This window comes from uncultured Alsobacter sp. (assembly GCF_945952055.1).
Taxonomy (GTDB): domain Bacteria; phylum Pseudomonadota; class Alphaproteobacteria; order Rhizobiales; family Beijerinckiaceae; genus Alsobacter.
Window position 1 is genome coordinate 112,821 of the sequence record NZ_CAMFHB010000003.1, and the last position, 25,926, is coordinate 138,746.

At 66.9% G+C, this 25,926-nt stretch carries 27 protein-coding genes and 1 pseudogene; 19 read left to right on the plus strand and 9 right to left on the minus strand.

Translation table 11 applies throughout. The features are described 5' to 3' along the window. Positions 1-5 precede the first annotated feature (5 nt). From Q0Q47_RS03370 to Q0Q47_RS03390, 5 genes are all read right to left on the minus strand, one after another. A complete protein-coding gene (locus Q0Q47_RS03370; protein WP_293854382.1) occupies positions 6-788 on the minus strand; it encodes an amino acid ABC transporter ATP-binding protein in 783 nt (260 codons plus the stop codon). A 2-nt stretch (positions 789-790) separates the two neighbouring features. Further along, entirely contained in the window at positions 791-1,450 is a 660-nt protein-coding gene (locus Q0Q47_RS03375) for an amino acid ABC transporter permease (RefSeq protein ID WP_293854385.1), read from the minus strand. Beyond that, positions 1,447-2,118, minus strand: a complete 672-nt coding sequence (locus Q0Q47_RS03380; protein ID WP_293854388.1) for an amino acid ABC transporter permease — start codon at positions 2,116-2,118, stop codon at positions 1,447-1,449. The genes Q0Q47_RS03375 and Q0Q47_RS03380 overlap by 4 nt, the downstream gene beginning before the upstream one ends. Positions 2,119-2,164: 46 nt before the next feature. Continuing rightward, positions 2,165-3,052 carry a transporter substrate-binding domain-containing protein gene (locus Q0Q47_RS03385; protein ID WP_293854391.1) on the minus strand — a complete coding sequence of 296 codons (888 nt, stop codon included), beginning with the start codon at positions 3,050-3,052 and terminating at the stop codon, positions 2,165-2,167. A gap of 143 nt (positions 3,053-3,195) precedes the next feature. After that, complete coding sequence (locus Q0Q47_RS03390; protein ID WP_293854393.1) at positions 3,196-4,425, minus strand: MFS transporter; 1,230 nt, start codon at positions 4,423-4,425, stop codon at positions 3,196-3,198. Between the two features lie 180 nt (positions 4,426-4,605). Here Q0Q47_RS03390 and Q0Q47_RS03395 point away from each other — a divergent pair, with 180 nt between their 5' ends. The 7 genes from Q0Q47_RS03395 to Q0Q47_RS03425 all read left to right on the plus strand — a co-directional run bounded on the left by Q0Q47_RS03395 (position 4,606) and on the right by Q0Q47_RS03425 (position 12,633). Next, positions 4,606-5,661, plus strand: a complete 1,056-nt coding sequence (locus Q0Q47_RS03395) for a LacI family DNA-binding transcriptional regulator (RefSeq protein WP_293854396.1) — start codon at positions 4,606-4,608, stop codon at positions 5,659-5,661. Between the two features lie 52 nt (positions 5,662-5,713). Further along, positions 5,714-6,589: a carbohydrate ABC transporter permease gene (locus tag Q0Q47_RS03400; RefSeq protein ID WP_293854400.1), complete on the plus strand. Its 876-nt coding sequence runs from the start codon at positions 5,714-5,716 to the stop codon at positions 6,587-6,589. Then, positions 6,579-7,412, plus strand: a complete 834-nt coding sequence (locus Q0Q47_RS03405) for a carbohydrate ABC transporter permease (protein ID WP_293854403.1) — start codon at positions 6,579-6,581, stop codon at positions 7,410-7,412. The genes Q0Q47_RS03400 and Q0Q47_RS03405 overlap by 11 nt, the downstream gene beginning before the upstream one ends. A 14-nt stretch (positions 7,413-7,426) precedes the next feature. After that, positions 7,427-8,722 carry an ABC transporter substrate-binding protein gene (locus Q0Q47_RS03410; protein ID WP_293854406.1) on the plus strand — a complete coding sequence of 432 codons (1,296 nt, stop codon included), beginning with the start codon at positions 7,427-7,429 and terminating at the stop codon, positions 8,720-8,722. 77 nt (positions 8,723-8,799) lie between these two features. Beyond that, positions 8,800-10,242 (plus strand): FAD-dependent oxidoreductase, encoded by a 1,443-nt coding sequence (locus Q0Q47_RS03415; protein ID WP_293854408.1) that lies wholly within the window; start codon positions 8,800-8,802, stop codon positions 10,240-10,242. A 17-nt stretch (positions 10,243-10,259) separates the two neighbouring features. Beyond that, positions 10,260-11,891 carry an FGGY-family carbohydrate kinase gene (locus tag Q0Q47_RS03420; protein ID WP_293854411.1) on the plus strand — a complete coding sequence of 544 codons (1,632 nt, stop codon included), beginning with the start codon at positions 10,260-10,262 and terminating at the stop codon, positions 11,889-11,891. Between the two features lie 13 nt (positions 11,892-11,904). Then, positions 11,905-12,633 carry an SDR family oxidoreductase gene (locus Q0Q47_RS03425; protein ID WP_293854414.1) on the plus strand — a complete coding sequence of 243 codons (729 nt, stop codon included), beginning with the start codon at positions 11,905-11,907 and terminating at the stop codon, positions 12,631-12,633. Positions 12,634-12,730: 97 nt separating this feature from the next. Here Q0Q47_RS03425 and Q0Q47_RS03430 read toward each other — a convergent pair whose 3' ends face one another. Both Q0Q47_RS03430 and Q0Q47_RS03435 read right to left on the minus strand, forming a co-directional pair. After that, entirely contained in the window at positions 12,731-13,612 is an 882-nt protein-coding gene (locus tag Q0Q47_RS03430; protein WP_293854416.1) for a DMT family transporter, read from the minus strand. Between the two features lie 89 nt (positions 13,613-13,701). Next, the gene (locus Q0Q47_RS03435) at positions 13,702-14,580 is read right to left on the minus strand and encodes a DMT family transporter (protein ID WP_293854419.1); all 879 of its coding nucleotides are present in this window, start codon (positions 14,578-14,580) and stop codon (positions 13,702-13,704) included. Between the two features lie 180 nt (positions 14,581-14,760). On the opposite strand from Q0Q47_RS03435, the gene Q0Q47_RS03440 reads away from it, so the two are divergent. From Q0Q47_RS03440 to Q0Q47_RS03450, 3 genes and pseudogenes are all read left to right on the plus strand, one after another. After that, positions 14,761-15,978, plus strand: a complete 1,218-nt coding sequence (locus Q0Q47_RS03440) for a PQQ-dependent sugar dehydrogenase (RefSeq protein WP_293854422.1) — start codon at positions 14,761-14,763, stop codon at positions 15,976-15,978. A gap of 155 nt (positions 15,979-16,133) precedes the next feature. Next, positions 16,134-16,775: pseudogene (locus Q0Q47_RS03445) on the plus strand (magnesium chelatase domain-containing protein); the annotation flags it as partial. Positions 16,776-16,814: 39 nt separating this feature from the next. Next, a complete protein-coding gene (locus Q0Q47_RS03450; RefSeq protein ID WP_293854424.1) occupies positions 16,815-18,287 on the plus strand; it encodes a recombinase family protein in 1,473 nt (490 codons plus the stop codon). A gap of 8 nt (positions 18,288-18,295) precedes the next feature. Here Q0Q47_RS03450 and Q0Q47_RS03455 read toward each other — a convergent pair whose 3' ends face one another. Together Q0Q47_RS03455 and Q0Q47_RS03460 are read right to left on the minus strand one after the other, a co-directional pair. After that, positions 18,296-18,946, minus strand: a complete 651-nt coding sequence (locus Q0Q47_RS03455) for a helix-turn-helix transcriptional regulator (protein ID WP_293854427.1) — start codon at positions 18,944-18,946, stop codon at positions 18,296-18,298. 393 nt (positions 18,947-19,339) lie between these two features. Further along, positions 19,340-19,735: a hypothetical protein gene (locus Q0Q47_RS03460; protein ID WP_293854430.1), complete on the minus strand. Its 396-nt coding sequence runs from the start codon at positions 19,733-19,735 to the stop codon at positions 19,340-19,342. 720 nt (positions 19,736-20,455) lie between these two features. Here Q0Q47_RS03460 and Q0Q47_RS03465 point away from each other — a divergent pair. The 9 genes from Q0Q47_RS03465 (at position 20,456) to Q0Q47_RS03505 (ending at position 25,851) form a co-directional block, all read left to right on the plus strand. Next, on the plus strand, positions 20,456-21,427 hold the full coding sequence (locus Q0Q47_RS03465; RefSeq protein ID WP_293854433.1) for a hypothetical protein: 972 nt from the start codon (positions 20,456-20,458) through the stop codon (positions 21,425-21,427). Positions 21,428-21,989: 562 nt separating this feature from the next. Further along, positions 21,990-22,697: a hypothetical protein gene (locus tag Q0Q47_RS03470; protein WP_293854436.1), complete on the plus strand. Its 708-nt coding sequence runs from the start codon at positions 21,990-21,992 to the stop codon at positions 22,695-22,697. A 36-nt stretch (positions 22,698-22,733) separates the two neighbouring features. Beyond that, entirely contained in the window at positions 22,734-23,252 is a 519-nt protein-coding gene (locus Q0Q47_RS03475) for a hypothetical protein (RefSeq protein WP_293854438.1), read from the plus strand. Further along, positions 23,249-23,575 carry a hypothetical protein gene (locus Q0Q47_RS03480; protein ID WP_293854441.1) on the plus strand — a complete coding sequence of 109 codons (327 nt, stop codon included), beginning with the start codon at positions 23,249-23,251 and terminating at the stop codon, positions 23,573-23,575. The genes Q0Q47_RS03475 and Q0Q47_RS03480 overlap by 4 nt, the downstream gene beginning before the upstream one ends. Further along, on the plus strand, positions 23,572-23,913 hold the full coding sequence (locus Q0Q47_RS03485; protein WP_293854444.1) for a hypothetical protein: 342 nt from the start codon (positions 23,572-23,574) through the stop codon (positions 23,911-23,913). The genes Q0Q47_RS03480 and Q0Q47_RS03485 overlap by 4 nt, the downstream gene beginning before the upstream one ends. An 11-nt stretch (positions 23,914-23,924) precedes the next feature. Further along, positions 23,925-24,995, plus strand: a complete 1,071-nt coding sequence (locus Q0Q47_RS03490) for a hypothetical protein (protein WP_293854446.1) — start codon at positions 23,925-23,927, stop codon at positions 24,993-24,995. 101 nt (positions 24,996-25,096) lie between these two features. Continuing rightward, complete coding sequence (locus Q0Q47_RS03495; protein WP_293854449.1) at positions 25,097-25,255, plus strand: hypothetical protein; 159 nt, start codon at positions 25,097-25,099, stop codon at positions 25,253-25,255. Between the two features lie 87 nt (positions 25,256-25,342). Then, positions 25,343-25,642 (plus strand): hypothetical protein, encoded by a 300-nt coding sequence (locus tag Q0Q47_RS03500; RefSeq protein ID WP_293854452.1) that lies wholly within the window; start codon positions 25,343-25,345, stop codon positions 25,640-25,642. Beyond that, on the plus strand, positions 25,639-25,851 hold the full coding sequence (locus Q0Q47_RS03505) for a hypothetical protein (protein WP_293854455.1): 213 nt from the start codon (positions 25,639-25,641) through the stop codon (positions 25,849-25,851). The genes Q0Q47_RS03500 and Q0Q47_RS03505 overlap by 4 nt, the downstream gene beginning before the upstream one ends. The last annotated feature ends 75 nt before the right edge of the window (positions 25,852-25,926 follow it).

Here is a 25,926-nt window from a genome sequence, read left to right on the forward strand (position 1 = left end):
GGCCGTCAGCCGTCCTGGCGGAACTCGATGCGCGACAGGAACGAGCGCAGCCGCTCGTTGTCCGAGCGGCGCAGGATCTCGTTGGGCGGGCCCTCGGCGATCTTGTGGCCATGGTCCATGAAGACGAGCTGGGTGCCCACGTCGCGCGCGAACGTCATCTCGTGGGTCACCACCACCATGGTCATGCCCTCGGCGGCGAGGCCGCGCACGACCGACAGAACTTCGCCCACCAGCTCGGGATCGAGGGCGGAGGTGATCTCGTCGAGCAGCAGCACCTTGGGGTCCATCGCCACGGCGCGGGCGATGCCCACGCGCTGCTGCTGCCCGCCGGAGAGCTGGCTCGGCAGGTTGGCGGTCTTCTGCGACAGGCCGACCCGGTCGAGCCAGTGCAGAGCCTTCTCGCGCGCCTGCGCGGGCGGCATGCCGCGAACCTTGGTGAGGCCCAGCATCACGTTCTCGACGGCGGTGAGGTGCGGGAACAGGTTGAACTGCTGGAACACCATGCCGATGTCGGCCCGGATGCGGGCGAGCTCGCCGTCGCTGCGGCGCTTGCGCGGGCCGCCGGGCTCGCCGCGAAAGCCGATCTCGACGCCGTCGACCTTGATGGAGCCGTCGTCGTAGGTCTCCAGGGCGTTGATGCAGCGCAGCAGCGTGGTCTTGCCGCTGCCGGACGGGCCGATGACGACGACGACCTCGCCCTTCGGCACGTCGAGGTCGACGCCGTCGAGCACCAGCGTGGACCCGAAGGACTTCTTCACCTGGGTGATGCGGACGAGAGGATCGGTCATGCTCACTCCCGGATGTAGGCGAAGCGGGTCTCGAGCCGGCGGCTCGTCGCGCTGAGCGCGTAGTTGATGACGAAGTACATGACCGCGGCGAGCAGATAGACCGGCATGGGCTCGTAGGTGCGGCCGATGACCTGCTGGGAGGCCAGCATCAGATCGACGATGCCCACCAGCGACACCAGCGAGGAGCCCTTCACGGTGTCTGTCACCGAGTTCACCCAGGGCGGCAGGAAGCGCCGGACGGCCTGGGGCAGGATCACCCAGCGCAGGCGCTGGGCGAAGGTGAGGCCGATCGCCTTGCCCGCGTCCGTCTGGCCCGGCGGGATGGACTGGATCGCGCCGCGCGTGATCTCGCCGACATGGGCGGTCTTGAAGGCGACCAGCGCCAGGATCACCGAGGGCATGGGCTGCATGTTGAGGCCCGCGAAGGGCAGCAGGTAGTAGATCGTGAAGATCACGACGAGCAGCGGCGTGCCGCGCAGGATGTCGGAGAAGATGCGCAGCGGCAGGCGGACCCACCAGGGCCCGTAGGTGAGCCCGATGCCGGCGAGCCCACCCGTCACGAGGGAGATCAGCACGACCGCGAGCGACACCCACAGCGTCACGAGAAGGCCCTGCCACAGGAAGGGCAGGGTGGTGACCACGAACTGGAAGGCCCCGCTCATGTGCGCCGCCCCGGCATGAGGACGCGCTCCAGCAGGCGCAGCGCGGCGAGCAGGATCCAGCCCACCACGAGGTAGACGCCGGCCACGACGATCCACACCTCCACCGCGCGGAAGGTGTTCGTCTTGATCCAGTTGGCGCCGAAGGTGAGCTCGGGCACCGCGATCACGGAGGCGAGCGAGGTATCCTTGAACAGCGAGATGAAGGCGTTCGACAGCGACGGCAGCACGATGCGCAGCATCGTGGGAAACCGCACATAGGCGAAGCGTTGCCAGGCCGTGAGGCCGATGGCCTTGCCGGCGTCGATCACGCCCGGCGACACTGCGGCGAGGCCCGCGCGAAACACTTCGACGAGGTAGGCGCCGGCATAGAGCGACAGCGTCAGCACGAAGCTCTCGGTGGCGTCGAAGGCGAAGCCGCCGATGGAGGGAATGCCGTAGAAGATCAGGTAGATAAGCAGCAGCAGCGGCAGGTTGCGGACGACCTCCACATAGGCCGAGACCACGCGCTTCAGCCAGGGATGACCGTCGTTGTAGACGACCGCCAGCGCCAGCCCGATCACGCAGCCGATCAGGATCGAGATGAAGGCGAGCTCGATCGAGAGGACGAGCCCCCAATAGAGCTTGTCCGCGTACTTCCAGACGAAGTTGAAGTTGATGTGGTAGTTCACGATGAGGCAGCGTCCCCCGCCGGTCGACCGGCGGGGGACGACCCGCTCAGATGATCGGGAAGCCCGGCACGCGCCGGGGCGGCGTCGTGCCGAAGAAGTCCATGAAGGCCTTGTCGTAGATCTCGGTCTGGTGGCCGTGCATGGCCACGTTCAGCGTGGTGTTGACGAAGGACAGGAAGTCGAGGTCGCCCTGCCGCATCGCGCAGGAATAGAGCTGCGTGTTGTAGTGAAAGCCCGAGTCCAGGTAGCGGTCGGGATTGCGCTTCACCAGCCAGCCCACCGTCGACAGGTCGACCACCGCCGCGTCGGCACGGCCCGACTCCAGGGCCTGGATGGCGTTGGCCTGCGTGTCGAGCTGCAGCACCTGCGCCTGCGGCAGGGCCTGCTTGACCAGCTGGTCGGCATCGACGTTCTGCAGCACCGACGCCTTGGCGGCCGAACCGGCCTTCATGAGTTCGTCGTGCGTCTTGTACTTGCCCTTCACCGAGGTCAGCAGGGCGACGCCCTCGACGTAGTAGGGCCGCGAGAAGTTCACGAGCTGGGCGCGGGCCGGCGAGACCGTCATGAACTGGATGACGATGTCGACCTTGCCCGTGGCGATGTTGGGAATGCGGGCCGCCGGTTCCTGGCGGACGAACTCGACCTTGTTCACGTCGTCGAAGAGGCCCTTGGCCAGGATCCGCGCGATCGCGATGTCCATGCCGGTGAGCTGGCCCTTCTCGTCCTCGAAGTGCCACGGCGCGTTGGTGGAGCCCGTGCCGACGATCAGCTTGCCGCGGTCGAGCACGGTGCGGAGCGTGCTGGCGCCGGCGGCCTGCGCCGCGGCCTTCTCGGCCGACAGCGACGCGGCCACGGCAGCGGTGCCCGCTGCTGCAAGGGCACCGAATTTCAGAAAGCCACGGCGGCCAGCGGCGCCGTCCTGCGCATCGTCCATGATCGATCCTCCCCTCGCTCGAGATCGCGAGGCCCATCGCCACGCGCGAGCAAAGGTCAGCTTACAGGTCGTCAAGGTTCAAGCAAGAGACCGGTTGCATGGCCGGTGCGCGCTGCCGCGCTGAGGCTCCGCGGGTGGCGCCCTCACGCAAGTCGCGGCGAGGGCGCGGGAGCCGCAGCCTTCGGGAACGGGCGGAACAACATGGCGATCAGGCAGGCGCCGACACCCATGGCGCAACTCGTGATGTAGAGCGCGCCGTATCCGCCGGTGCGGTCGAAGATCCAGCCGCCGAGCACGGGGCCCGTCGCCATGCCGAGACCGCCGGCCATGCCGGTGCCGCCCATGATGGTGCCCAGCATGCGCAGCGGAAAGTTCTCGCGGATCAGCACCGAATAGAGCGGCATCACGCCCGCATAGACGAAGCCGAACACGGCCGCGACGACGTAGAATTCATAGAGCGTGCCGGCGAAGAAATAGCCGAGCGCCCCGAAGGCCTGCGCCAGAAGGCCGGCCACCAGCACGGGCTTGGCTCCCAGCCGGTCGCCCAGCAGGCCGAAGCCGATGCGCCCGCCCATGCCGGCGATCCCCTCGAGCGAGTAGATCGACACCGCCGCCACGGTGCCGATGCCGCACAGCTCGGCGTAGCTGACCGTGTGGAAGATGGGTCCCGAATGCGTCGCGCAGCAGAAGAAGTTGGTGAAGACGAGCACCAGGAACGGGGCCGACGTGACCGCCTGGCGCACGCTCATTGGCGGCACGGCATCGGCACCGGCCATCCCCGCGCCGCCGGTCCTGCTCGCGGAGAGGGCCGGGGGGCGCCGCAGCAGGAGCGACAGCGGCAGGGTGGTCGCCGCCACGATGGCGGCCAGCACCATCAGCACCGTGCGCCAGTCCCGGCTTTCGACCAGCTGGGCGACGAGCGGTGACATGGTGACGGGGGCGAGCCCCATGCCGGCCGACACCAGCGATACCGCCAGGCTGCGGCGCGTCTCGAACCAGGCCGTCACCGTGGCCATGGTCGGGGCGAAGAAGGCCGCGACCGCGCAACCGGCCATGACGCCGAAGGCGAGCTGGAAGTGGAGGAGCGATGCCGCCTGGCTGGCGAGCAGCAGGCTGGCGGAAAACAGCGTTCCTCCCGCGAAGACCACCGGCCGCGCGCCGAAGCGATCCGACAGCGCACCCCAGCCCATGGCGCTCACCGCCATGGCCAGGAAGGCGAAGGTCATGGCGGCGGAGATGCCGGTGCGCGACCAGCCCGTGGCGGCCGCCATGGGATTGAGCAGCACGGGCAGGGAGAACAGCGACCCCATGGCGATGCAGCCCATGAGGCCGCCCGCCGCCACGATCACCCAGCGATATCCCGGTTCGGCCATTCCATCCTCCCACTGTCTCGAGACTAGTCCGTCGCGGGCCGGCCCTCCACGTCCTTGCGAGGCTCCCGCGGCCAGAGGACGTTCCGGCTTGCCAGGGGCCGACACGCCTGTTAAACGTTTTTCCAGAAAAACGTTTAACAGGCGTGCCCGATGGGACGGAAACGACCGACGATCAAGGACGTGGCGGCCCGCGCAGGCGTGTCGATCGCCACGGTCTCGAACGTCTTCAGCGGCAACAAGCCCGTCAATGCCGACCTGCAGGAGCGGGTGCGCAAGGCGGCGCGGGAGCTCGCCTACGAGGTCGACCGGGCGGCATCCCAACTGCGCTCGGGCCAGGCCAAGGTCGTCGGCGTCCTCGTCCCCGATCTCGACGACGTGTTCTTCACCTCCCTGGTCTCGCAGATCGAGGTCCTCGCCCAGGCCGACGGCTACGACATCATCGTGGCGAGTTCGCGCGACGACGTCGGCATCCAGCATTCGCGGCTGCGGGCCATGCTCGCCTGGCGCCCGTCCGGGCTCATCGTCGTCCCGTGCTCCGATGCGGTTCCGCCGGTGCTGGCCGAGGAAGTGGCCCGGCTCCCCATCGTGTTCGCCGACCGCGTGCCGCCGCAGGGCTCCGTGGTCGACACGGTGGCCATCGACAACCGGGATGCGGGAAGCATCGCCGCTCGTCACCTCATCACGCTGGGCCACCGCGACGTGCTGGTGGCCGCTTCGCACCTCTCCATCTCGCCCATCCGCGAGCGCATCGCCGGCGCGGCCGACCTCATGCGGGCCACGGTCCAGCGGGAGCCGACGGTGATCGAGCTCGGATCGAACGCCGAGCGCGGGGCGGAGATCCTGAGGCACTGGCTGGAGCGCCACGAACGGCCCACGGCCGTGATCGGTCTCACCAACGTCACCACGCTGTCGGCTCTCTCGGCGCTGGCGCAGCTGCGGATCGACATTCCCGATCCGGTCTCGGTGATCGGCTTCGACGACTATCCCTGGATGAGCGCGCGGCGGACCGGACTGACCGCGATCCGGCAGCCGATCGGGGACATGGCCGCCGCGGCCTGGGAGCGGTTGCGCCTGCGCATGGCGGGGGAGGCTGAGCCGCCCCGCGCCATCGTGCTCGGCACCAGCCTGCAGGTGCGGGATTCCACCATGACGCTGCGCGCGCCGCCGGCGGAGAGCGCGGCCCCGGCGCCGGTTCGGCGAGGCCCGGTGAAGCTGCGGGCCGTCAAGGACAGCTGAAGCATCGCGGCCCGGGTCGCGGGACGCAGGACAACGAGACCAGGAGGACTTGGTGGAGGCGACAAAGCCCATTCGCGTATGGCCGATGCTGGCACCCGTCCACGCCCTCGTGCTGGGCGTCATCGTGCTGCCGTCGCTCTATGTCGTCTGGCTGAGCCTCAGCGCGTCGACGTTCGGCCAGGCGCCGGTTTACGTAGGCCTCGCCAACTACTTGAAGGTCCTGGCCGATCCCGCATTCCGGCAGGCTCTCCTCAACACCGTGCTGCTCGTCCTCGTCGCCGTGCACGTCGAGCTGCTGCTGGGCCTGGGCATGGCGCTGCTCTTCGCCAGCGGACTGCCCTTCCGCCGCTTCCTGCTCGTGGCCGTGCTGGCGCCCTATGCAGTCAGCGAGGTGACCGCGGTGGTGATGTGGCGCTTCCTGTTCGATCCCGATGCGGGGCCGGTGACGCTCGCCCTGCGGGCCTGGGGCCTGCCGACGCTGGACTGGGCCTACGAGCCCTCGCACGCGCTCGTGCTCATCGGCCTGCTCACCGTCTGGCTGCACCTGCCGTTCACCTTCGTGATCCTGTATGCCGCCCGGCTCGCCGTGCCCGGCGAGCTCTACGAGGCGGCGCGCATCGACGGTGCGACCCGCTGGCAGGCCTTCAGGCGCGTGACGATGCCGCTGCTGATGCCGGCCATCGTGATCGCGCTCCTGTTCCGCTACATCTTCGCCTTCCGCCTCTTCTCGGAAGCCTGGCTGCTCACCAAGGGCGGTCCGGCGCGCTCGACCGAGGTCGTGGCCATCTACCTCTACCAGGAGGCGTTCACCTTCAACGCCTTCGGGCCGGCGGCCGCCACGTCGTGGATCATGGTCGTCGCATCGCTGCTGCTGGCGGGGCTCTACGCCCTCGTGCTGCGGCGCAGCGGGGCGTCCCATGCGCACTGAGCGGGCCCTCGTCGGCGCGGGCAAGGCGGTCGCGGTCGCGGCCATCCTGGTCTGGTCGCTGCTGCCGATCGCGTTCATCGCGGTGTCGTCCTTCAAGCCCGGGCAGGACATCTTCGCGGTGCCCCCCAAGCTCCTCTTCACGCCGACGCTCAAGCACTATGCCGAGCTGTGGCACTCCTGGGGCGCGTTCTTCGCCGGCCTCGCCAACAGTGCCATCGTCACCGCCGGCGCCACCGCGCTCGCGGTGCTCACCAGCACCATTGCCGGCTATGCCTATGCGCGCCATGCGGGGCGCTGGATGCAGGCAGGCATGGCCGGCCTCGTCATCGTGCGGCTGATCCCGCCCATTGTCGTGACGCTGCCGCTGTTCCCCATCGTCAACGCGCTGCGCCTCAACGACACGCACCTCGTGCTGATCGTGCTCTACGCCACCTTCTTCGTCTCGCTCGGCACGATCCTGATGCGCACCTTCATCGAGCAGATCCCGCGCGAGCTCGACGAGGCCGCCTCCATCGACGGCGCAGGCCGGCTCACCATCCTGTGGCAAGTCATCGTGCCGCTCGCCGCGCCGGGCATCCTCGCCGTCAGCGTCTTCGTCGCCGTGTACGCCTGGAACGAGTTCCTTTTCGCCTTCGTGTTCACGGCGACACGGGCGAAGACGGCCCCGCTGGTGATCTCCGAGATGATCGGATCCATCGACGGGGTGGACTACGGAATCCTGTTCGCCGCCTCGACCGTGCAGCTCGTGCCCGTGCTGCTCTTCGTCATCTTCATGAACCGACACCTCGTGGCCGGCCTGACGGCCGGAGCCACGAAGGGATAAAAAGGGAGGAAACCATGACCGATCACTTCAAGGCACTGCCCTCGCGTCGCGCCGTCCTCGGCACCATGGCCGCGGGCGCGGCCCTCATCGCCGCGGGCCCCGGCCGGGCGGCCGGCAAGACGCTCAATATCCTCAGCCACAAGGTGCACCAGACGGTGCTCGGCACCGGCGACGGCGACCTGCTCAAGGACTGGCAGAAGGCCAGCGATGCCGAGCTCGCCTTCACCACCTTCGACTCCAATCCCCTGCAGGACCGCCTCTTCCGCGAGGCGAGCCTCGGCGAGACGGATTTCGGGGTCGGCTACCTCATCGACAACCGCCCGACGGCGCAGGTCGCCGCGCTCTTCGAGCCGCTGGACGACTGGCAGAAGAAGAACCCCATCGAGGACTTCTCCGACATCGCGCCGGGCCTCGTGCAGGGCATGACGGTGGGCGGCAAGCTCATCGGCATCCCGGTGCGCCATGCCACGCAGGGGCTCTTCTACAACGAGGCGCTGCTGGAGGAGGCCGGCATCGCCGCGCCGCCCACCACGCTGGAGGAGCTGATCGAGCAGTCGAAGAAGCTCACCTTCACCTCCAAGGCGGGCACGCCCGTGACCGGGATGGTGCTGGCCAGCGACCTCGCCGTGTTCCCCGTGATGTTCGCGCGCGCCTTCGGCGGCGACTTCATCGACGGCCAGTTCCGCCTCGTGCCGAACCCGGCGGCCATGGAGGCGGGCCTCGCCGCGCTGCGCGCCCTGTTCGAGGCCGGCGCGCTGCCGCGCAGCTACGCCACCACCAAGAACGACGACCAGGTGACCTGGCTGCAGCAGGGGCGCGCCGCCTTCACGGTCCTGCCCTTCGCCCGCTTCGCGCAGCTGAACAATGCGGACCAGAGCAAGTTCCCGGGCAAGATCAAGGCGATCGAGTTCCCCATCTCGGCCGGCCTCAAGGGCAAGATGCCCATGGCGTCCGTGGTCGAGGCCTGGGCCATGTCGATCCCCAAGAACGCCCGGAACAAGGACCTCGCCTGGAGCTACATCCGCGAGGTGTCCAGCAAGCGCGTGACGCTCGGCATGGCCATCAACGGAAACGGCCCGGTGCGCGTGTCGAGCTACGCGGACGCGCAGCTGAAGGCGAAGAACCCCGTCGCCGCCGTCGAGGCGAAGGTCCTGGCCGACGCCCGCGGCGCCTTCCCGCCGTTCCCCGAGGCGGCCCGAGCCCAGGCCACCTTCCTCGAGGAGGTGCAGCTCGCCGTGATCGGGCGCAAGCCCGTGAAGGAGGCCGTGGCCGCGATCGTCGAGCGGGTCAAGCCGCTGATGCCCGCCTGACCGAGACAGAACCGCGGCGGCCTCCGGACGTCCGGGGGCCGCTTCCCCCACGTGCCGCACCCCAGGATATCCGACCCATGTCCAACACCCAGATCCGTACCATTCTCGAACCGGCCCGCTCCATTCCCGTCTCGGTCGAATACGACGTGCTCGTCGTCGGCGGCGGTCCCGCCGGCATCACGGCGGCGTTGGCGGCCGCGGAGGACGGCCTGCGCGTCGGGCTCATCGAGAGCCGGAGCTTCGTCGGCGGCAACATGACGATCGGCCTGCCGGTGCTGGGCTTCCTGGGCCAGAAGGGCAACCAGATCATCGACGGCCTGCCGGAGAAGTTCATCCAGCGCCTGCGTCGCGAGCGCGACGGCGCCAGCGAGCACCGGCCGTGCCCGCTGCACATGGGCATCACGCTGGTCGAGCCCGAGGCCGTGAAGACGGTCGCCCTGGAGATGCTGACCGAGGCGGGCGTGGACGTGCTGTTCTACACCTTCTTCTCCGACGCGATCATGGACGGTGACGACATCCGCGGCGTGATCGTGGAGAGCAAGAGCGGGCGCAACGCCATCCTGGCGAAGGTGGTCCTGGACTGCAGCGGCGATGCCGACGTGGCCTTCCGCGCCGGGGTGCCGACCGAGAAGGGCAATGCGCAGGGCGGCATGCAGCCCCCGACCCTGATGTTCTGCCTGGCGGGCGTCGACACGGACGCGCTGCGCATGAGCATCGCCAATGCCCCGCCCCAGGCCCGCACCTACCTCACCGACTTCATCCCCGCGGAGTATTTCGGCCAGAACCACCAGTTCATCGTGGTGGGCCTGCGCGAGCTGATGGCGAAGGCCAAGGAAGAGCGGGGCCTCAAGATCCCCAACGAGCGCACGATCATCATCACCGGCCTCAAGAAGGGCGAGGTGTGGATCAACATGACGCGCGTGAAGGGCACGGACGGCACCGATGCCCGCAGCCTCACCAAGGGCGAGATCGAGGGGCGGGCGCAGATCGACGACATCGTCACCTACCTCGTCAACTACGTGCCGGGCTTCGAGAAGGCCTACTTCACCAAGACGGCCCCCTTCATCGGGATCCGGGAGACGCGTCGCATCGTCGGGCGCTACGTCATGACCCAGGACGACGTGCTGGCCTGCAAGCACTTCGACGACGCCATCGCGGTGGCCAGCTACCCCATCGACATCCATCGGCCCGCCGATGACGGCTGCACGCTGATCTGGTGCGGCGACTGCTACGACATCCCCTTCGGCTCGCTCGTGCCGCAGAAGGTGCGCAACCTGCTGGTGGCCGGGCGCAGCATCTCCGCCACGCACGAGGCCATGGGCGCCATCCGCGTGATGGCGACGTGCATGGCGATGGGCGAGGCGGCGGGGCGCGCCGCGAAGATGTCGGTGCGCAGCAACCGGGCCGTGGCCGACATCGACGTCGAGGAATTGCGCCGGCAGCAGCTCGAGCACGGCGTGTACCTGCGCAACCCCGACGGCACCCGCGCGCTGCCCGGCGGACGCAGCGCCGCGGCCTGACGGGAGGCGAGCCCGCCATGACCGAGCACTTCATCGGCATCGACGTGGGGACCGGCAGCGCGCGGGCCGGCGTCTTCGATCGGGCCGGACGCTGCCTCGCCGTGGCACGGCGGGACATCGCGCTGCACCTGGACGGCGCCGACATCGCCGAGCAGGACAGCGCCGACATCTGGCGCTGCGTCTGCGCCAGCGTGCGCGAGGCCCTGGCCTCGGCCGGGGTCTTGGCCGCCTCCGTGGCGGGCATCGGGTTCGATGCCACCTGCTCGCTCGTGGTCGTGGGACAGGACGGGGCCTCCCTGCCCGTGGGTCCCCACGGGCAGGCCGAGCGCGACATCGTCGTCTGGATGGACCATCGCGCCGTTCCCCAGGCCGAGCGGATCAATGCCGGCGACCATGCGGTGCTGGCCTATGTCGGTGGCCGCATCTCGCCGGAAATGGAGACGCCCAAGCTCCTGTGGCTGAAGGAACACCTGCCGGAGACCTACGGACGGGCGTGGCAGTTCTTCGACCTGCCGGACTGGCTCACCTGGCGCGCGACGGGATCGCTCGCCCGCTCCACCTGCACGGTGACCTGCAAGTGGACCTATCTCGCCCATGAGAACCGGTGGGACGCGGACTATTTCCGCAGCATCGGGCTCGGCGACCTCGCGGACGAAGGGTTCGCCCGGATTGGCACCGAGATCGTCCCGGCCGGCACGCCGCTCGCGGCCGGGCTCACCGTCCGTGCCGCCGGAGAACTCGGCCTGCGGCCCGGCACGCCGGTCGGCGCGGCCCTCATCGACGCGCATGCGGGTGGCGTCGGATCGGTGGGCACGCGCTCGCCGCACGGCACGATGCTGAGCCGCCTGGCCTATGTGTTCGGCACCTCCGCCTGCACCATGGCCTCGACCCGCGATCCGCTGTTCGTGCCCGGCGTGTGGGGACCCTACTTCAATGCCATGGTGCCCGGCCTCTGGCTGAACGAGGGCGGGCAGTCGAGTGCCGGCGCGGCCATCGAGAGGGTGTTGTCCCTCCATCCTGCCGCGTCGGAAGCCACGGCGCTGGCGACAGCCGATGGCCAGGGGCTCGCCGACTGGCTGGCCGCCCGCGCGGCCCGGGCCGTCGACGATCCCTCGAAGGCCGACACGCTGGCGGGCTCGCTCGTCGTCGTGCCCGACTTCCTCGGCAACCGCGCCCCGCACGCCGATCCCGGCGCGCGCGGCATCGTGGCCGGGCTGGGCATGGAGCGGGACGTCGACAGCCTCGTCGCGCTCTACGTCGCCGCCGTCCTCGGGATCGGCTACGGCCTGCGGCAGATCCTGACGGTCAGCCGCGACGCCGGGGCGGTCATCGACGCCATCGTGCTCAGCGGCGGCGCGGGCCGGGATGGGCTGGTGCGCCAGCTTCTCGCCGATTGCTCCGGCCTGCCCGTCCTCGTGCCCGAGGGCGCCGACCCGGTGCTGCTCGGCGCCGCCATGCTGGGCGCCGCCGCGGCGGGCCAGCATGGCGACCTGTCCGCGGCGATGACGGCCATGGCCGCGCCGTGCGGCGCGACCTTCCAACCGGCCGGTGGCGACGTCGCCGCCCGGCACGCACTGCGCTTTTCCATCTTCGAGGACCTGCAACGGGCTGCGCGGCGCGCGAGCCTGCTGGCGGCTCCCGCATCATGACCGGAGACACCCCGTGAACCAGTCCCTCAGCGGCCAGGTCGCCGCCATCACCGGAGCCGCGTCGGGCATCGGTCTCGCCTGTGCCCGGCGCCTCGTCGCGGCCGGCGCCCGCGTCGCCTTCGTCGACCGGGACGAGGCCGCCCTCGCCAAGGCGACGCAGGGACTTGGCCCGCAGGCTCTGCCGCTCGTCGTCGACGTCACGTCGCCCGCCTCCGTCGCAGGCATGCTGCCGCAGATCCTCGCCTGGGGCGGACAGCTCGACATCTTCCACGCCAATGCCGGGTCCTATGTCGGCGGCATCGCGGCCGAAGGCGATCCGGATGCCTGGGATCGCATGCTCACGCTCAACGTCAATGCCGTGTTCCGCACGATCCGCGCGGTTCTGCCACACATGATCGAGCGCAAGACCGGTGACATTCTCGTCACCAGTTCGGTGGCGGGCGTGGTGCCGGTGGTCTGGGAGCCGATCTACACGGCCTCCAAGCATGCCGTGCAGGCCTTCGTCCACACCACCCGGCGCCAGGTCATCCCGCATGGCCTGCGTGTCGGTGCCGTTCTGCCCGGTCCGGTCGTGACGGCCCTGATCGCCGACTGGCCGAAGGAGAAGCTCGAGGCCGAGAAGGCCAGGGGCGGCCTGATCGAGCCCGAGGAGGTGGCCGAGGCCGTCCACTTCATGTTGACCCGGCCGCGCAACGTCACGATCCGTGATCTCGTCATCCTGCCCCAGAGCACCGATCTCTAGGAGCGTCATCCCACCGAGTGGCTTCCGGTCGGTGGAAACAGAGGATGCTCAATCAAGAGCGTAGAGCGTCCGACATGATGCAATCAGGTCGTACATTCTAGGACGTGCGCAACGCCCTCGCCCGGAACGCGGTCAGCAGGCCGGCCGCGGCGATGGCGAGCATGCCCGCCATGGCGAGGATGTCGGGGATGGTGCCGAACACCGCGAGGCCGAGCAGCACCGCCCAGAGCAACTGGACGTAGTTGCCGGGCGCCAGGAACGAGGCGGGCGCGTAGCGATAGGCCGACGTGAGCATGAAATGCCCGACCCCCGACAGCGTGCCCGACGCCACGAGGATCAGGGCCAGCGGCCAGGTGAGGCCCTCGGCCGGCCAGTAGGCCGGCGCCACGGCCGCGAAGGCGATGGCACCGATGACGTTCGCCTGGACCAGCATGGCGACCGTGGTCTCGGTGCGGGCGAGCGAGCGTGACAGCAGGTGGTATCCCGCCGAGAGCAGCGAGGCCCCCACCACGAACAGCGCGCCCGTCATGTCGACGTCGCCCCCTGGCCGGACGATCAGCAGGACGCCCCCGAAGCCGAGCGCCGCGGCTGCCCAGCCGAGCAGGCCGATCGTCTCCTTGAGCACGAGCTTGCCCGCGAACATCAGCAGAATCGGGCCGAGGAAGACGATCGACGTGGCTTCCGCCAGCCCGATCCGCTTCAGGCCCGAGGCGAAGGCGACCGACGACAGCACCAGGCAGGCGCTGCGCACCAGCACCAGCCCCTTGCGCCGCGTGCGCGTGACCGCCAGGCCTTGCCGCGGGACGAACACGCACACGACCAGCACCGCCGACACGACGTAGCGCCCGGCCAGCATCACGGGCAGGGCGAGAAGCTGCGTCAGGTACTTTGTGATCGCGTCCGTGGTCGCGAGGAACAGGAGCGCGGTCGCCAGGAGCAGCAGGCCCTTGACGGGCTGGTGATCGCGGTGCTGCTCCATGGGAGGGTGTGAACCGTCTGGGCGGGCGAGGCTTTGCTTCGTCTACACCATTGCGCCGGCGGCTGGATACCGGCTGCGGGCATGGGTGCTCAGCTTGCCTGCAGCCGCGCCCTGAAGGCCGTCAGCAGGCCCGCCGCGGCGATGGCCAGCATGCCCAGCGCGGCCAGTGCGTCTGGCACGGTGCCGAAAACGACAAGCCCGAGCAGCACCGTCCACAGCAACTGCACGTAGTTCGCGGGCGCCAGCAGGGAGGCCGGCGCATAGCGGTAGGCGGCCGTGATCATGAAATGGCCGACGGCCGCCAGCACGCCCGAGACCGCGAGCAGCCCGATCTGGGCGCCGGTGAGACCTTCCGCCGGCCACAGGCCCGGCACGGTGGAGCCGAAGACCACGGCGCCGATGACGTTGGCATAGACCATCATGGCGACCGTCGTCTCGGTGCGGGCCAGGGTGCGCGACATGAGGTGATAGACGGCCGAGAGCGCGGACGACACGGCGACGAGCATGGCTCCCGTGAGATCGACCCCGCCGCCCGGGCGCACCACGAGGAGCACGCCGGCGAAGCCCAGCACGGCCGCGATCCAGCCCAGGATCCCGATGGTCTCCTTGAGGAAGGCGCGGCCGGCGAACATCAGCAGGATCGGACCGGTGAAGACGATCGAGGTCGCCTCGGCCAGCCCGATGCTCTTGAGGCCGGTGGCGAAGACGAGCGACGAGGTGACCAGGCACAGGCTGCGCAGGACGACGAGCCCCGTGCGCCGCGTTCTGAAGCCAGCAAGCCCCACCCGCGGCAGGAATACCCCCACGACCAGCAGGGCGGTCACGCCGTAGCGGATTCCCAGCAGCAGCGGCACGGCCATGCTTTGCGACAGGAACTTCGTGGCTGCGTCCATGGTCGCCAGGAAGAACAGCGCGGACGCGACGAGGAGCACGCCCTTCACGGGCTGGTGTTCGCGCGGCTGCTCCATGGAACGTGTTCGACCTGGGGGGACTTGTGGGACGAGACTCGTGTAGCGCTCTTTGCCGCACGGGGCCAAGGCCTTATCGGCGTCGCGGATCCATTGCCAGGGCGTTCCCACGACACCACGTAGGGTCTTGCACATGCAAGCCCGCGGCCGCATCCGCCCTTACCGCGAAAGGAACACTCCTTGGGAACGCAACCTTCGTCCTCGGCGGCGCTGCGCACGTCGCTCCTGGCCGCCGGCCTGCTGGTTCTCGCCGGCGCTGCGGCCCGGGCGCAGAACTTCAACGCCGCGCCTCCCAACGCGGCGGGCCAGCGTCCCGCCTTCGAGGGCCAGACCAGGGCTCCCGTGATCGCGGACTCCATCCCCCTGGCCACGACGGTGGTCGTCGGCGGGCTCGTCAATCCCTGGGGCATGGCCGAACTGCCGGACGGGCGCTGGCTCGTCACGGAGCGCCCGGGCCGCCTGCGCATCGTCGATCGCCAGGGCACGCTGTCGCCTCCGGTCAAGGGCCTGCCCGAGGTGTTCGCGTCGGGGCAGGGCGGTCTCCTGGACGTCGCGGTCCGAAGCGATTTCGCGCAGAGCCGACGCGTCTGGTGGAGCTTCGCCGAGCCTCGCGGTGCCGACGGCAACGCCACGGCGGTGGCCACCGGCGTGCTGTCGTCCGACGGTGCCCAGATGAACGAGGTCCGCGTCATCTTCCGGCAGCAGCCTGCCTGGAAATCGTCGATGCATTTCGGCTCGCGGCTCGTCTTCGACCGCTCCGGGGCCCTGTTCGTCACCACCGGGGAGCGTTCCCTCATCGAGCCGCGGCAGTTGGCCCAGGACGTGGGGACGCACCTCGGCAAGGTGCTGCGCATCGATCCGGACGGCGGCCCGGCGAAGGGCAATCCGACCATCAAGGGCGGCCTCCCGGAAATCTGGTCGTGGGGCCACCGAAACCTCCAGGCCGCCGCGCTGGGACCGGACGGCGCCCTGTGGACCGTGGAGCACGGCGCGCGCGGCGGCGATGAGCTGAACCGCGTGGAGCCCGGGCGCAACTACGGCTGGCCCGTGATCACCTATGGCGAGGAGTACAGCGGGCAGCCCATCGGCGCCGGCCTGACGGCGAAGGAGGGCATGGAGCAGCCCGTCTACTACTGGGACCCGGTGATCGCGCCCAGCGGAATGGCCTTCTACCAGGGCGACATGTTCCCGGAATGGCGCGGCAGCGCCCTCATCGGCGGCCTCGTCGGCCGCGCCCTGGTCCGCCTCACGCTCGACAAGGGTCGCGTGACCGGCGAGGCCCGCCATCTCCAGGGAATCGGCCGCGTGCGCGACGTCGCGGTGGCGCGCGACGGCTCCGTCATGCTCCTCACCGACGCCCAGAACGGTGCGCTGATCCGGGTGACGCGGGGGAAGTAGCGCAAGCCCCCGCAGGGATTGCGGCGCGGCGGCTCGGCCGACGAGTTCAACCCGCGCTCGGTTTTCGCGACCTGCGAGCCGCTTCATGATCGGACCTCTCCGTTGTTGCGAGGGTCCGTCGTGCCTCGTCTGCGTGTCGCCCCGGATCCCGGTCCATGGTGAACAGCGTTTCGACCATCGCTCTCGAGGGCATCGAGGCGCGGCCCGTGGACGCGCAAGTGCAGATCATGCCCGGCAAGGTGGTCTTCAACGTCGTGGGCCTGGCCGACAAGGCCGTGGGGGAATCGCGCGAGCGCGTCCGCGCGGCGCTGATGGCCTCCGGGCTGGCGTTGCCGCACAAGCGCATCACCGTGAACCTCGCGCCCGCCGACCTGCCGAAGGAAGGCAGCCACTACGACCTGCCGATCGCGCTTGCCGTGATGGCGGCCATCGGTGCGATCCCGCCGGACGCGCTGGAGGGCTTCACCGTGCTCGGCGAGTTGTCCCTGGACGGGAGCATCGCGCCGGTGGCGGGCGTGCTGCCCGCGGCCATCGCCGCCCAGGCGCGCGGCCACGGTCTCGTCTGCCCGGCCGCCTGCGGGCCGGAGGCGGCGTGGGCCGGGGGCGACATGGCGATCCTGGCCCCGCGCTCGCTGATCCAGCTGGCCAATCATTTCCGCGGAACGCAGGTGCTGGCCAAGCCCATGCCCGGCATCCGGGCGATCCAGGGCACGCCGCCGGACCTGCGCGACGTGCGTGGCCAGGAGACGGCGAAGCGGGCGCTGGAGGTCGCGGCCGGCGGCCGTCACAATCTCCTGCCCTTGTAGACATTGGACCCCCGCTGTATGGAGGCGTCCATGACCAAGGCTTACTCGTATCTCCGCTTCTCGACCCCTGAGCAGATGAAGGGGGACAGCTTCCGCCGTCAGGCCCGGTTGGCTGAGGACTACTGCCGCACCCACGGGCTCACGCTCGACACCAAGACCTCCTATCACGACCTCGGAACATCCGCGTACCGGGGCAAGAACGTGGAGGCGGGGAGGCTGGGTGAGTTCCGAGAGGCTGTCCAGACGGGGCTGATTGCGAAGGGCTCCGTGCTCCTTGTGGAGAGCCTCGACCGCATCTCTCGCCAGACCGCTCGCAAGGCCGTCCGCATCCTCGAAGACATCGTGGAGGCAGGGGTCGACGTGGTGACCCTGTCCGATGGCAAGCGGTACACCGAGGCATCCCTCGACGGCTTCGAGTTCCTGTTCGCCATCATCATCTTCATCCGGGCCAACGAGGAGAGCCTCATGAAGGCTCGCCGCCTCAAGGCCGCGTGGGACGCCAAGCGTGCCAAGGTGAAGGACAAGCCGCTCACCTCCATCTCCCCTGCGTGGCTACGGCTGAACAGGGATGAGAACCGCTTCGAGGGCATCCCTGAGCGGGTGGAGGTCATCAAGCGCATCTTCGCGATGATCCTCGAAGGCGTAGGGCAGCATCAGGTTGCCTATCGGCTCAACCAAGAGGGCGTTCCGGTCTTCGGTCGCGGCAAGCACTGGCACCGCTCCTACATCGTGAAGATCCTCCACAACCCGGCTGTGATCGGTACCTACACCCCGCACATCATGGCGCACGAAGACGGGAAGGTTTCCCGGCTGCCCCAGGAGCCGGTCGAGAACTACTTCCCTGCCGTCGTCTCTCGGGAGGACTTCGAGGCCGTTCAGGAGGCGATGAGGGGACGCATTGGTGGGCGCACGATGATGAAGGGCGCCACCCCTAACGCCCTCGCGGGGCTGGTGCGGTGCGGGCTCTGTGGCTCTGCCATGACCCGCGTGAACAAGGGGCGTAAGGGCGTTGTCTCGTACGTCTGCTCTCAGGCCAAAATGGGCTTGGGCTGCCAGTACCACTCGGTGCGTCAGCGAGACATCGAAGAGGCCATCACCCGCAACGGCTCGAAGATCGCCAGCGAGTACCCTGATGCTGATGCAAAGGTCGAGGCCCGCTTTCGGGAGTTGGAGGAGCAAGTCAACGCCATCGATCAGGAGATCAGTGGCGTCATCGACCTCCTGATCACGACCCCTTCGGAGGCACTCAAGGAACGCTTGGCGAGGACCGAAGAGGCCAAGGCTGAGATCGTGAAGGAGATGTCCTCCCTGTCTGTCTCACCCGTTCCCCTGCCTCGTGAGACGGCGCTCGAAGAGCTTGCCGGTGGGCTCGTGAACTCCAAGGTGTTGCGGACGCTCTTCGACGGTGTCGTGGTTCATCCCCATCAGGGCACCCTCGGGATGCAATGGAGGAATGATGGGACCACCGAGGTGATGTTCAGGTGGCCGAAGGAGGAGGAGTGAGGCGATCTTCATCCCTTCCCGAGTTTCTTCGCACATCGATCAACGACTGAAAAAGTCCACTCCACCAACTCGTCCGAAAAGTTGACACGGTAGTTCGTGTCTACATACCGAAGAGCATGATCGCTTGCCACTGAACTCATGAAGTGAAAGCGATCTAAGTCGTCATCCGTCCATTCGACATGTGCAAGCCTCGCTACCGCGCGGGCCGCCTTCATGATGTCGTGGCCGTACTTCCGAGGGTTCTGCCCGACCGCTAAACAGACTGCTTTCAGACTAAGTTCGATGGCATGAGAGGCCAAATACCACATTGGGTATCTTGGCTTGAGCTGCGCCTGATGCGGTTCGAGATAACGTGCGGCGGCGGCATAGGATCGGGCGAGGCGCAGGAAAGACGCAGGTTCTGGAAGCTCATCCTCCTCTTCTGGTGGTTTGACCTCGCTGGGTTGCTCGCTCGGAAGCGCAACACTCAGTATGTCTCGAATAGCGAGGAGCTCATCGCCACCTATCTGCCGTTGGCCCATGACGATCCTGTTCACGTAAGTGACATGGAACACCCGATTGAGATGGGCTGAAAGCCTTCTGGACATCTCCGATTGGGAGATGCCGGACTTCTTCATGGCCTCGATGAACCATTCTCGAAGCTGTTGTTCGTCGATCATCTTTACCTCTCGTCCCGACCACCGCCACTGGAGCGTATCTGACGCCCCACAGCCCCGTACAGGCCCGCTTACGTTTCCCGGTAGGGTAGTAGCGGGGAACCCAGAGATGGCCGTCCCTGAGTCCCCCGTCGCAAGCTACAGCCCTCATCCGGTGAGGGGGGGTGGGTCACCCCCAGGTGAACCCGTGAACCTTGGTCCAGGCCATCTCGAAGCGACCGGCCTTGATGTAGAGATCCCCGGAGATGAGTTCGAAGACGAAGAAGTGACGGAAGAGATCGAGTGTCATGGCTTGTTCCCCCAGTTGACGGAATAGCTATGAGCGAAGACTGGGCGGTTTACAACAGTATCAGCCGTGACTAACGCGAGGGTGGATTGCTATTCGAGGGGGGATACTTAGTGCAATCTCACGTATGTCGCCTCGTCCTTTGCCGCCTTCCTCAAGTCGTCGATTGTCGTCGTTAAGGTCACCCGAACCGCTGCAGCATCCGGGCCGGGGACGTGGTGGCTTTCCACGTAGAGGCTGCACAAGGCCATAGCGTACCCCCGCCCAGGGTCACGCCCCCCGAACGTGGTGGCTGTCGTGCGGAGTTCCTCGGAAAGATCCTTCGTCTGCTGAGACGATAGCTCGGAGACGCCTCCGTATTGATCATCGACGGTCGAGATGAGACGCTCCAGGTAGTACATGGCGTACGCCTGCTCGCGAGGCTGAAGGAGCCACATCCGCTCGATGAGGTCCTTGAGCTCAGCCAGGAGTTGCGTTCCGCGCGCTTCCATCCCGAGTTGCTTCATCGTCCCGAACCTCGGCCACCTCCAGGGGTCAGGATAGACCCGTTTGGGGCGGCCGAAAAATGTTTCCGGGTATTCATCATCGAGCCGTCGCGCGTCCCCCCCGTGGCCCCGCCTGGACCGCGCGCGGTGTTCCCGCACGGGCACGCGGTATCGGCACGCGCGCGGGGAAACAGGCGCGATCCGGGGGCTTGGTGGCTGAGGGAGAGGCATCCTCAGTGGGCCTCGGTGCCACACCTCGTGCCACATCCACCACGCAAGCCCTTGAGATTGCCCGCTATCGCGTCGGATGACGGATCAGATGTCCCACACCTTGACCTGTTGAGGTCATTGGCAGGGGTGGGGAGGGGCTCGGAAGGGGTGCGGAGGTGGGCTGGCGGTCGGTCAGTCGCTGACGTTCTTTCGTGTCTCTGTGTCTGGGTGGGTGTCTGGCCTGTCCGTGCGACAATCTGGCCCCTTCGCGCAACATTGTGCGACGTTTGCCGATAATCTTAGAATTTTCTACCGTTGCCGGCTAGCCAAGAAAACCCTGCATTTTCAGTCACTTGTCGATTGGGCCATCTTAAGGAGAAAGAACGCTTCCTCCGAAGTCGAAGAATATTGTGCGAACGCCAGGATAGGTCAGCAAGGCTTCCACATCCCCTAGAAAACCGAGCGGCCCCACTCCGCTCATTCAACACGACCAGCACCAGCCCTCGTGCGAGGGTCGAAGGATGACAGACGATGAAGAACCGAGACGACCGCGACGACCTTTACGCCATCGTGGACATCTACACTGACGACGAGCTTCACGCCCTCGAAGACGAGAAGCCCACGTACCCACCCATGCCCGCCAAGTACCACGCCAAGCTCTGGGGTGAGTTCGCACCCGAGGAGCGATCCGCCTACCGCGCCGAGTATGACAAGCGGAAGCTGGGGATGACCTACACGCTTCCGGTGAAAGAGACCGAGAAAGTTCGCACCATCGAGTGGTTCCTCTGGGATCACCAATGCGATGTCATCAAGCGTGAGTTCTACGACTACGAGGCCACCACTGCCCGCTGGGCTGCCAAGCGGTGGGCTGCCATGACGCCTGAGGAGCGCGCCTTCGAGATCGAGATGAAGGAGTGGAAGAAGGCCGAGGCGGCTTGGCTGGAAGGCTTGGACGAGAAGGAATGGTTGGCTGCCATCAAGGGCAAGCTCCACTTCCCTGGTTGGGAACGCTACGCCATCTCTGCCGAGACCGAGGAAGCCGCGAAGGCCCGCAAGAAGGCCGAGAGGGATGCAGATCTGGCCCGCAAGGAAGCCAAGCTGTCCCTTTACAGGGCCAACAGGCTCGCCGGGAAGCGGTTCGCCTCATTCGAGGAGGCTGCTTTCAAGTACGGCGAGGACTTACTCGGACGCATCCCTGAGACGGTGGAGGAGTACGAGGCCATCAAGGCTCACTCCGACATCCTGGAGAAGGAGGACGCCGCCATGCGCTGCCTCGAAGGGAGAGGCCTCGATGCTGCCCTCCACACCCTCAAGCTGGCTGAGGGAAAGGTGACGGAGAAGCTCCTCCACCTCCGCATCGGGTGGACTGCGAAGGGGCTCAAGAAGGACCGTGATCGGAAGCATAACGCCAAGCGGAAGGACGACCCGGAGTTCAAGGCGAAGCGCGCTGCCTACATGCGAGAGCGGCGGGCGAAGCTGAAGGCTCAGGTGACGGGCGCGTAACTCGACGACACAACTATGGAGAACCCGGAGGCGGGCTGGTGGCGACACCGGCTCGCCCTCGCGCGGGCTGGTCGCGTAACTCGACGCTACAATAGTGAGGAGCGAAGCGACGAACGACCTAATAGATTGATGAAGGTTCCTGAAGTGTAACTGAGAGTTGTGTGAACAATCACCACCACTATCAATCCCCTGATAAGCACCATCAGGTTCAACCATCTATCCCCTCTATGAAGAGGTAAGACAGATGTCCTCCTGATATAACCATCAGTACCACCATCCTTGGTCTCCCCTGAAACAGGGTGTGAGAGATGGGTGATGGTGCTCTTGGTCTTCCCTCGTCAGAGGATCTTGTCATCCCACTCCAGTGGTCTTCAGGTACACATTAGGTTGCCTGTCTGAGACCTGTTCCCGTGACATCGCGGGACACCACCAGTTTTCCCATTCCCTGGCGAGGGTGCGCGCTGCCCCCTTCGGTCTTCCTTTCACGGAGATCGGAGGGGGCGTGTCAGCACTGTCACCCAGCCCCACAGCAAATCCCCGAACCCAATAAGGAACCCCGGCCATGCCACATGGACGCACGGGAAAGGCGTTCACGTGCCTTGTCCCCGGATGTGAGACCCACAACGACGGGCGCTTCGGCGTCCTCTGCTCGAAGCACCGCCAGAACCGGGTCCGTAACGGTCACCCCGAGCAATCGGCTGTCACGGAGACCGAGCTACGTCCTTACGAGGATCACGCAAGGCGCATCCTCGAAGCCAACCGCTACAAGCCGCTCTGGGAGACGCTCTTCCGCCGTTGGCAGCTTGCCGGGGACAAGGCTGACGAGGTGATGGCGCAATGGACACGCGGTCAGCCCATGGACAAGACCGTGAAGGCTGCCGCTGAGAGCTTCGTTGCGATCAAGGAAGAGGTCGAACCGATGAAGGTTCTCTCGATCATCATCGGGATGCACCTCTACCGGGCGCAGCGACCCCATCGGTTCAAGTCTGACGAGGGCTTCAACTTCACCCTGGTTCGCCGGGTGAGGGCGCTCACGAAGAGCCACGCGGTCTACTACTACCACCCCAACGGGAAGGTGCGTGCTGCCAACTACATCGCCCTGCCGATAGCCTCCACGAAGCGTGTGGCTGAGTGGATCAACACCGTGTTCGGCACCATCGCCCTCGCCATCGTTCAGAAGCTCGAAGAGAAGAAGCAGAAGGATGATGAGGCACGCCGAGACTTCAACCGGATGGTGAGTGAGATCACCGTCGAAGACGAGAGCCCCTGACCTACAGGGGCCGTCCCATTTCCAGAACCCAAGACATTGACCCCGAAAGAACGCTTCGCCCTCTTCATCGCTGAGGGCCACGCGAAGGACCCCCGTAAGGGCACCTTCCGTTCACTCTACGAAGTCGCTCGTATCCTCGACATCCCCCAGGGCACGCTCCGCGATTGGATCACCAAGGACCACCCCGAGTGGGCCGAGGCCGTGAGGGTGCGAGGCCCGAAGACAAAGGCCGAGAACGCCGCGAAGAAGGAGGCCGTTGTGGCTCTCCTGTCCTCCGGTGGTCACCGCACCGCTCGTGGGAGCTTGATCCCCTGTTACCTCCTGGCAGATCGCCTCGGCATCTCGCCCAACACCCTGATGAAGTGGGCCTCCGAGGTCGCCCCTGACGTGGCGGCACTATGGAAGGAGGGCCACTGCAACCCCTTCAACCCCGACGACCCAGACATCACGGAAACCCGCCGGAAGCAGCGGGCCTCCGTGAAGAAGCATCGCCAGTACGCCCGCCGGGTGAACTCGCGGAGGGTCAACAAGCTGAAACGAGAACTCCTCCCATGATCACCGAAACCGTCACCAACCCTGAGACCGGCGAAGTCTTCACGAACCGCGAGTGGGACTGTGTCCTGGCCCCCGAGAAGAACCAGCCGGGGGCGCATGGCCTCAACCTTCTCACCGACTGCGAAGCCCTGCTCTCCGAACCCGACTTGCTGTCGCGCGATGAGAAGAAGTTCGTGGAGTACGTGGTCCGCGCTCGCCTGAAGACCCGCCGTTACCTCCCCGGTCACCTCATCGCGATGCTGACCGACGCCCAGGCAGCCCAGATCAAGGTCATCTGCCTCAGGTCGCGCGCCCTCATGAACTCCAAGCACGGAAGGGCATGACCATGAACGGCGCCTCCGCTTTCCCTGCCGAGACCCGAGTGAACCGCGAGACCCGTGAAGTCTTCACAAGCCGACAGTGGGACTGCCTTATCTATCCCGAGAAAACCATCCCCGGTGCGCACGGTCTGAACCTCCTGCGAGACTGCGAAGACATCTCGTCAGGGTATGACGGGAGTTTGAACGGGGATGCTCAGTTCGTTCAGAGCATCATCTATTCGTGCAACGTGACCCGCGACTACATCCCCGGTCACCTCCTTGCGATGCTGACCGACGCTCAAGTCAACCGCCTCACGATGCTTTGCCTACGCGCGAAGACCGTACTGAACTCCAAGCCCTGAAAGCCCCCGCCATGACCTTCTCCTCCTCCTTCTCCTCCGAGACCCCCGAACCCTCCAGCAAGGACGTATTCGGACGCACTCGGATCAACTTCGGCAACGATCTCCCCACTTCACGCCCCTCTCACGCCTCCAACAAGTCCGCCGGGGTCGCCTCGGTCCAGTTCGGGGTGTCCGAGGATGCCTTCTCCGATGATCGCGCTCAGGTTGCCCCGACAGGCAACGCTCGGCGCCCTGGCGTGGTCCGCATGAACATGCATGACGGTGTTGTGCATCAGGCTGGTGTCCAGCGTGCCTCCACCGCCACCCCCTCCGATGGCACCGTGCTGGGCTCCGCTCGAAGTGCCTTCGGTTCGGTGATCTCCCCCGCCAACCTCAAGCACGATGACCTCGTGGATGTGGGTGGCATGAAGACCACCGTGGCCGTCGCGGAGCAGATGGGCTTGCTGCGCAAGGAGGCCGGTGGCTGGGTCGAGGTGGCTGCTCCCCCTCAGTCCCCCGCCCAGGCTGCCGAAGGTTCCCCTGAGGCTGCCCCCGAAGGTCCCCCGGTGGAGAGCTTCTCCCGTGCCGTCGAGGATGGCATCAGCGCCCTGGTTGAGGTCACCGACGCCAGCACCCAGCTTGCCATCGTGGACGCCATCGCCCGTGAGGGTGTTGTCTCGGAAGCCCTGGTGGGGCGTCTGGCCTCTCAGGCTGGCATGGAGCCCGCCGACGCTTCGCGCTTCATCGAGGGTGTGCGTGGTGAGTTCGAGGCCCAGGCTGCCAAGTCCCTCTCCAAGCTGGGCGTGAACGACATGTCCCATTTCGGTGAGTGGGCAGCCCAGAACGGCCACGAGACCGAACTGGCACGGGCTATCACGGAGCACGTCACGAGCCGCTCCACGGCCTCCTATGCGAAGCTGGCGACCCAGTACGTGGAGAGCATCGACCGTCACTCCCCCGAGCTTCTCTTCGGTGCCGACCTCGGTCCCGGTGTGGAAGTCATCAAGGGCAACGATGGCCTCCCGGTCCTCCAGATCGGAGGCCGGACGTACGGGTGGGCTTCGGCCATCCGTGCTGGGCTCGTGACGGTGTCGGGCCGGTGACGGGCGGGGACTTCGTGTGGGGTGTCGGGCATGTCCCGGCTCCCCGTTCCTCCAGCCCTGAGGCCCTCGCGAGGCGTGAGGCTGAACACCTCGATGCCCTGGTGGACTACGCCAAGGCCACCATCGTGGACACCATCCGCTCCCGTCCCCGTGGCGGGACCATCGTGTGGGAGGGTGGGGAGCCGGTTCGGCTGTTCTTCCCCGACATCAGCCCGCACCCCTTCACGATCCGTCAGGCCGTCGAGGCAGGACACATCTGACCTTCGGTTCCATCACTGATGGAAGTTCTCTCGCCCCCGGTGCCCCCACAGGTGCCGGGGGTTTTCTGTTTCAGAAGCCCTTGCCCCATGACCATTGAGATCACCGTCATCAAGACGAAGAACCCGACCCGCTTCACGGCCATCAACGCCGCGACTGGGGAACGTCTCGTCACCACCGCCACCCCCTTCTTCGATGCCGCTCGGTACTTCCTCCGTCGCGGTGCCAGACCCTCCACACCCATCGTCATGCGCCACCAGGGCTCCGATGAGATCGCCATGCGGTCCACCGTGGGTGCCGCCGCACGCCTGACGGTGAAGGACAGCCCGCACGGGCCGGTCTTCGTGAAGTGGAAGCCCTTCAACCCGAAGCTGGGGGCCTCCCGGTGAACAGGTCTGACAACGAACTCCACCTCAGCGAAGCCGCTCAGCGCGTCTTCATCCGCTACCGGCTCGCCATGCGCCTCACCGGCGCCCCCGAGAAGTCCCCTCAGGATGTCTTCGAGATGGCGCTCCAGTGCCTCGACAAGGAGATGACGGACTGGGGTGTGCCCCCGTTCGAGGAACTCTCGAAGCTCCACGGCTCCAAGCTGAACTGACCACACAATCGGATTGAGTGAACTGACCTCACTCACTCCCTCATCCCCTTTACCGCCCATGCGTGGGCCAAGGAT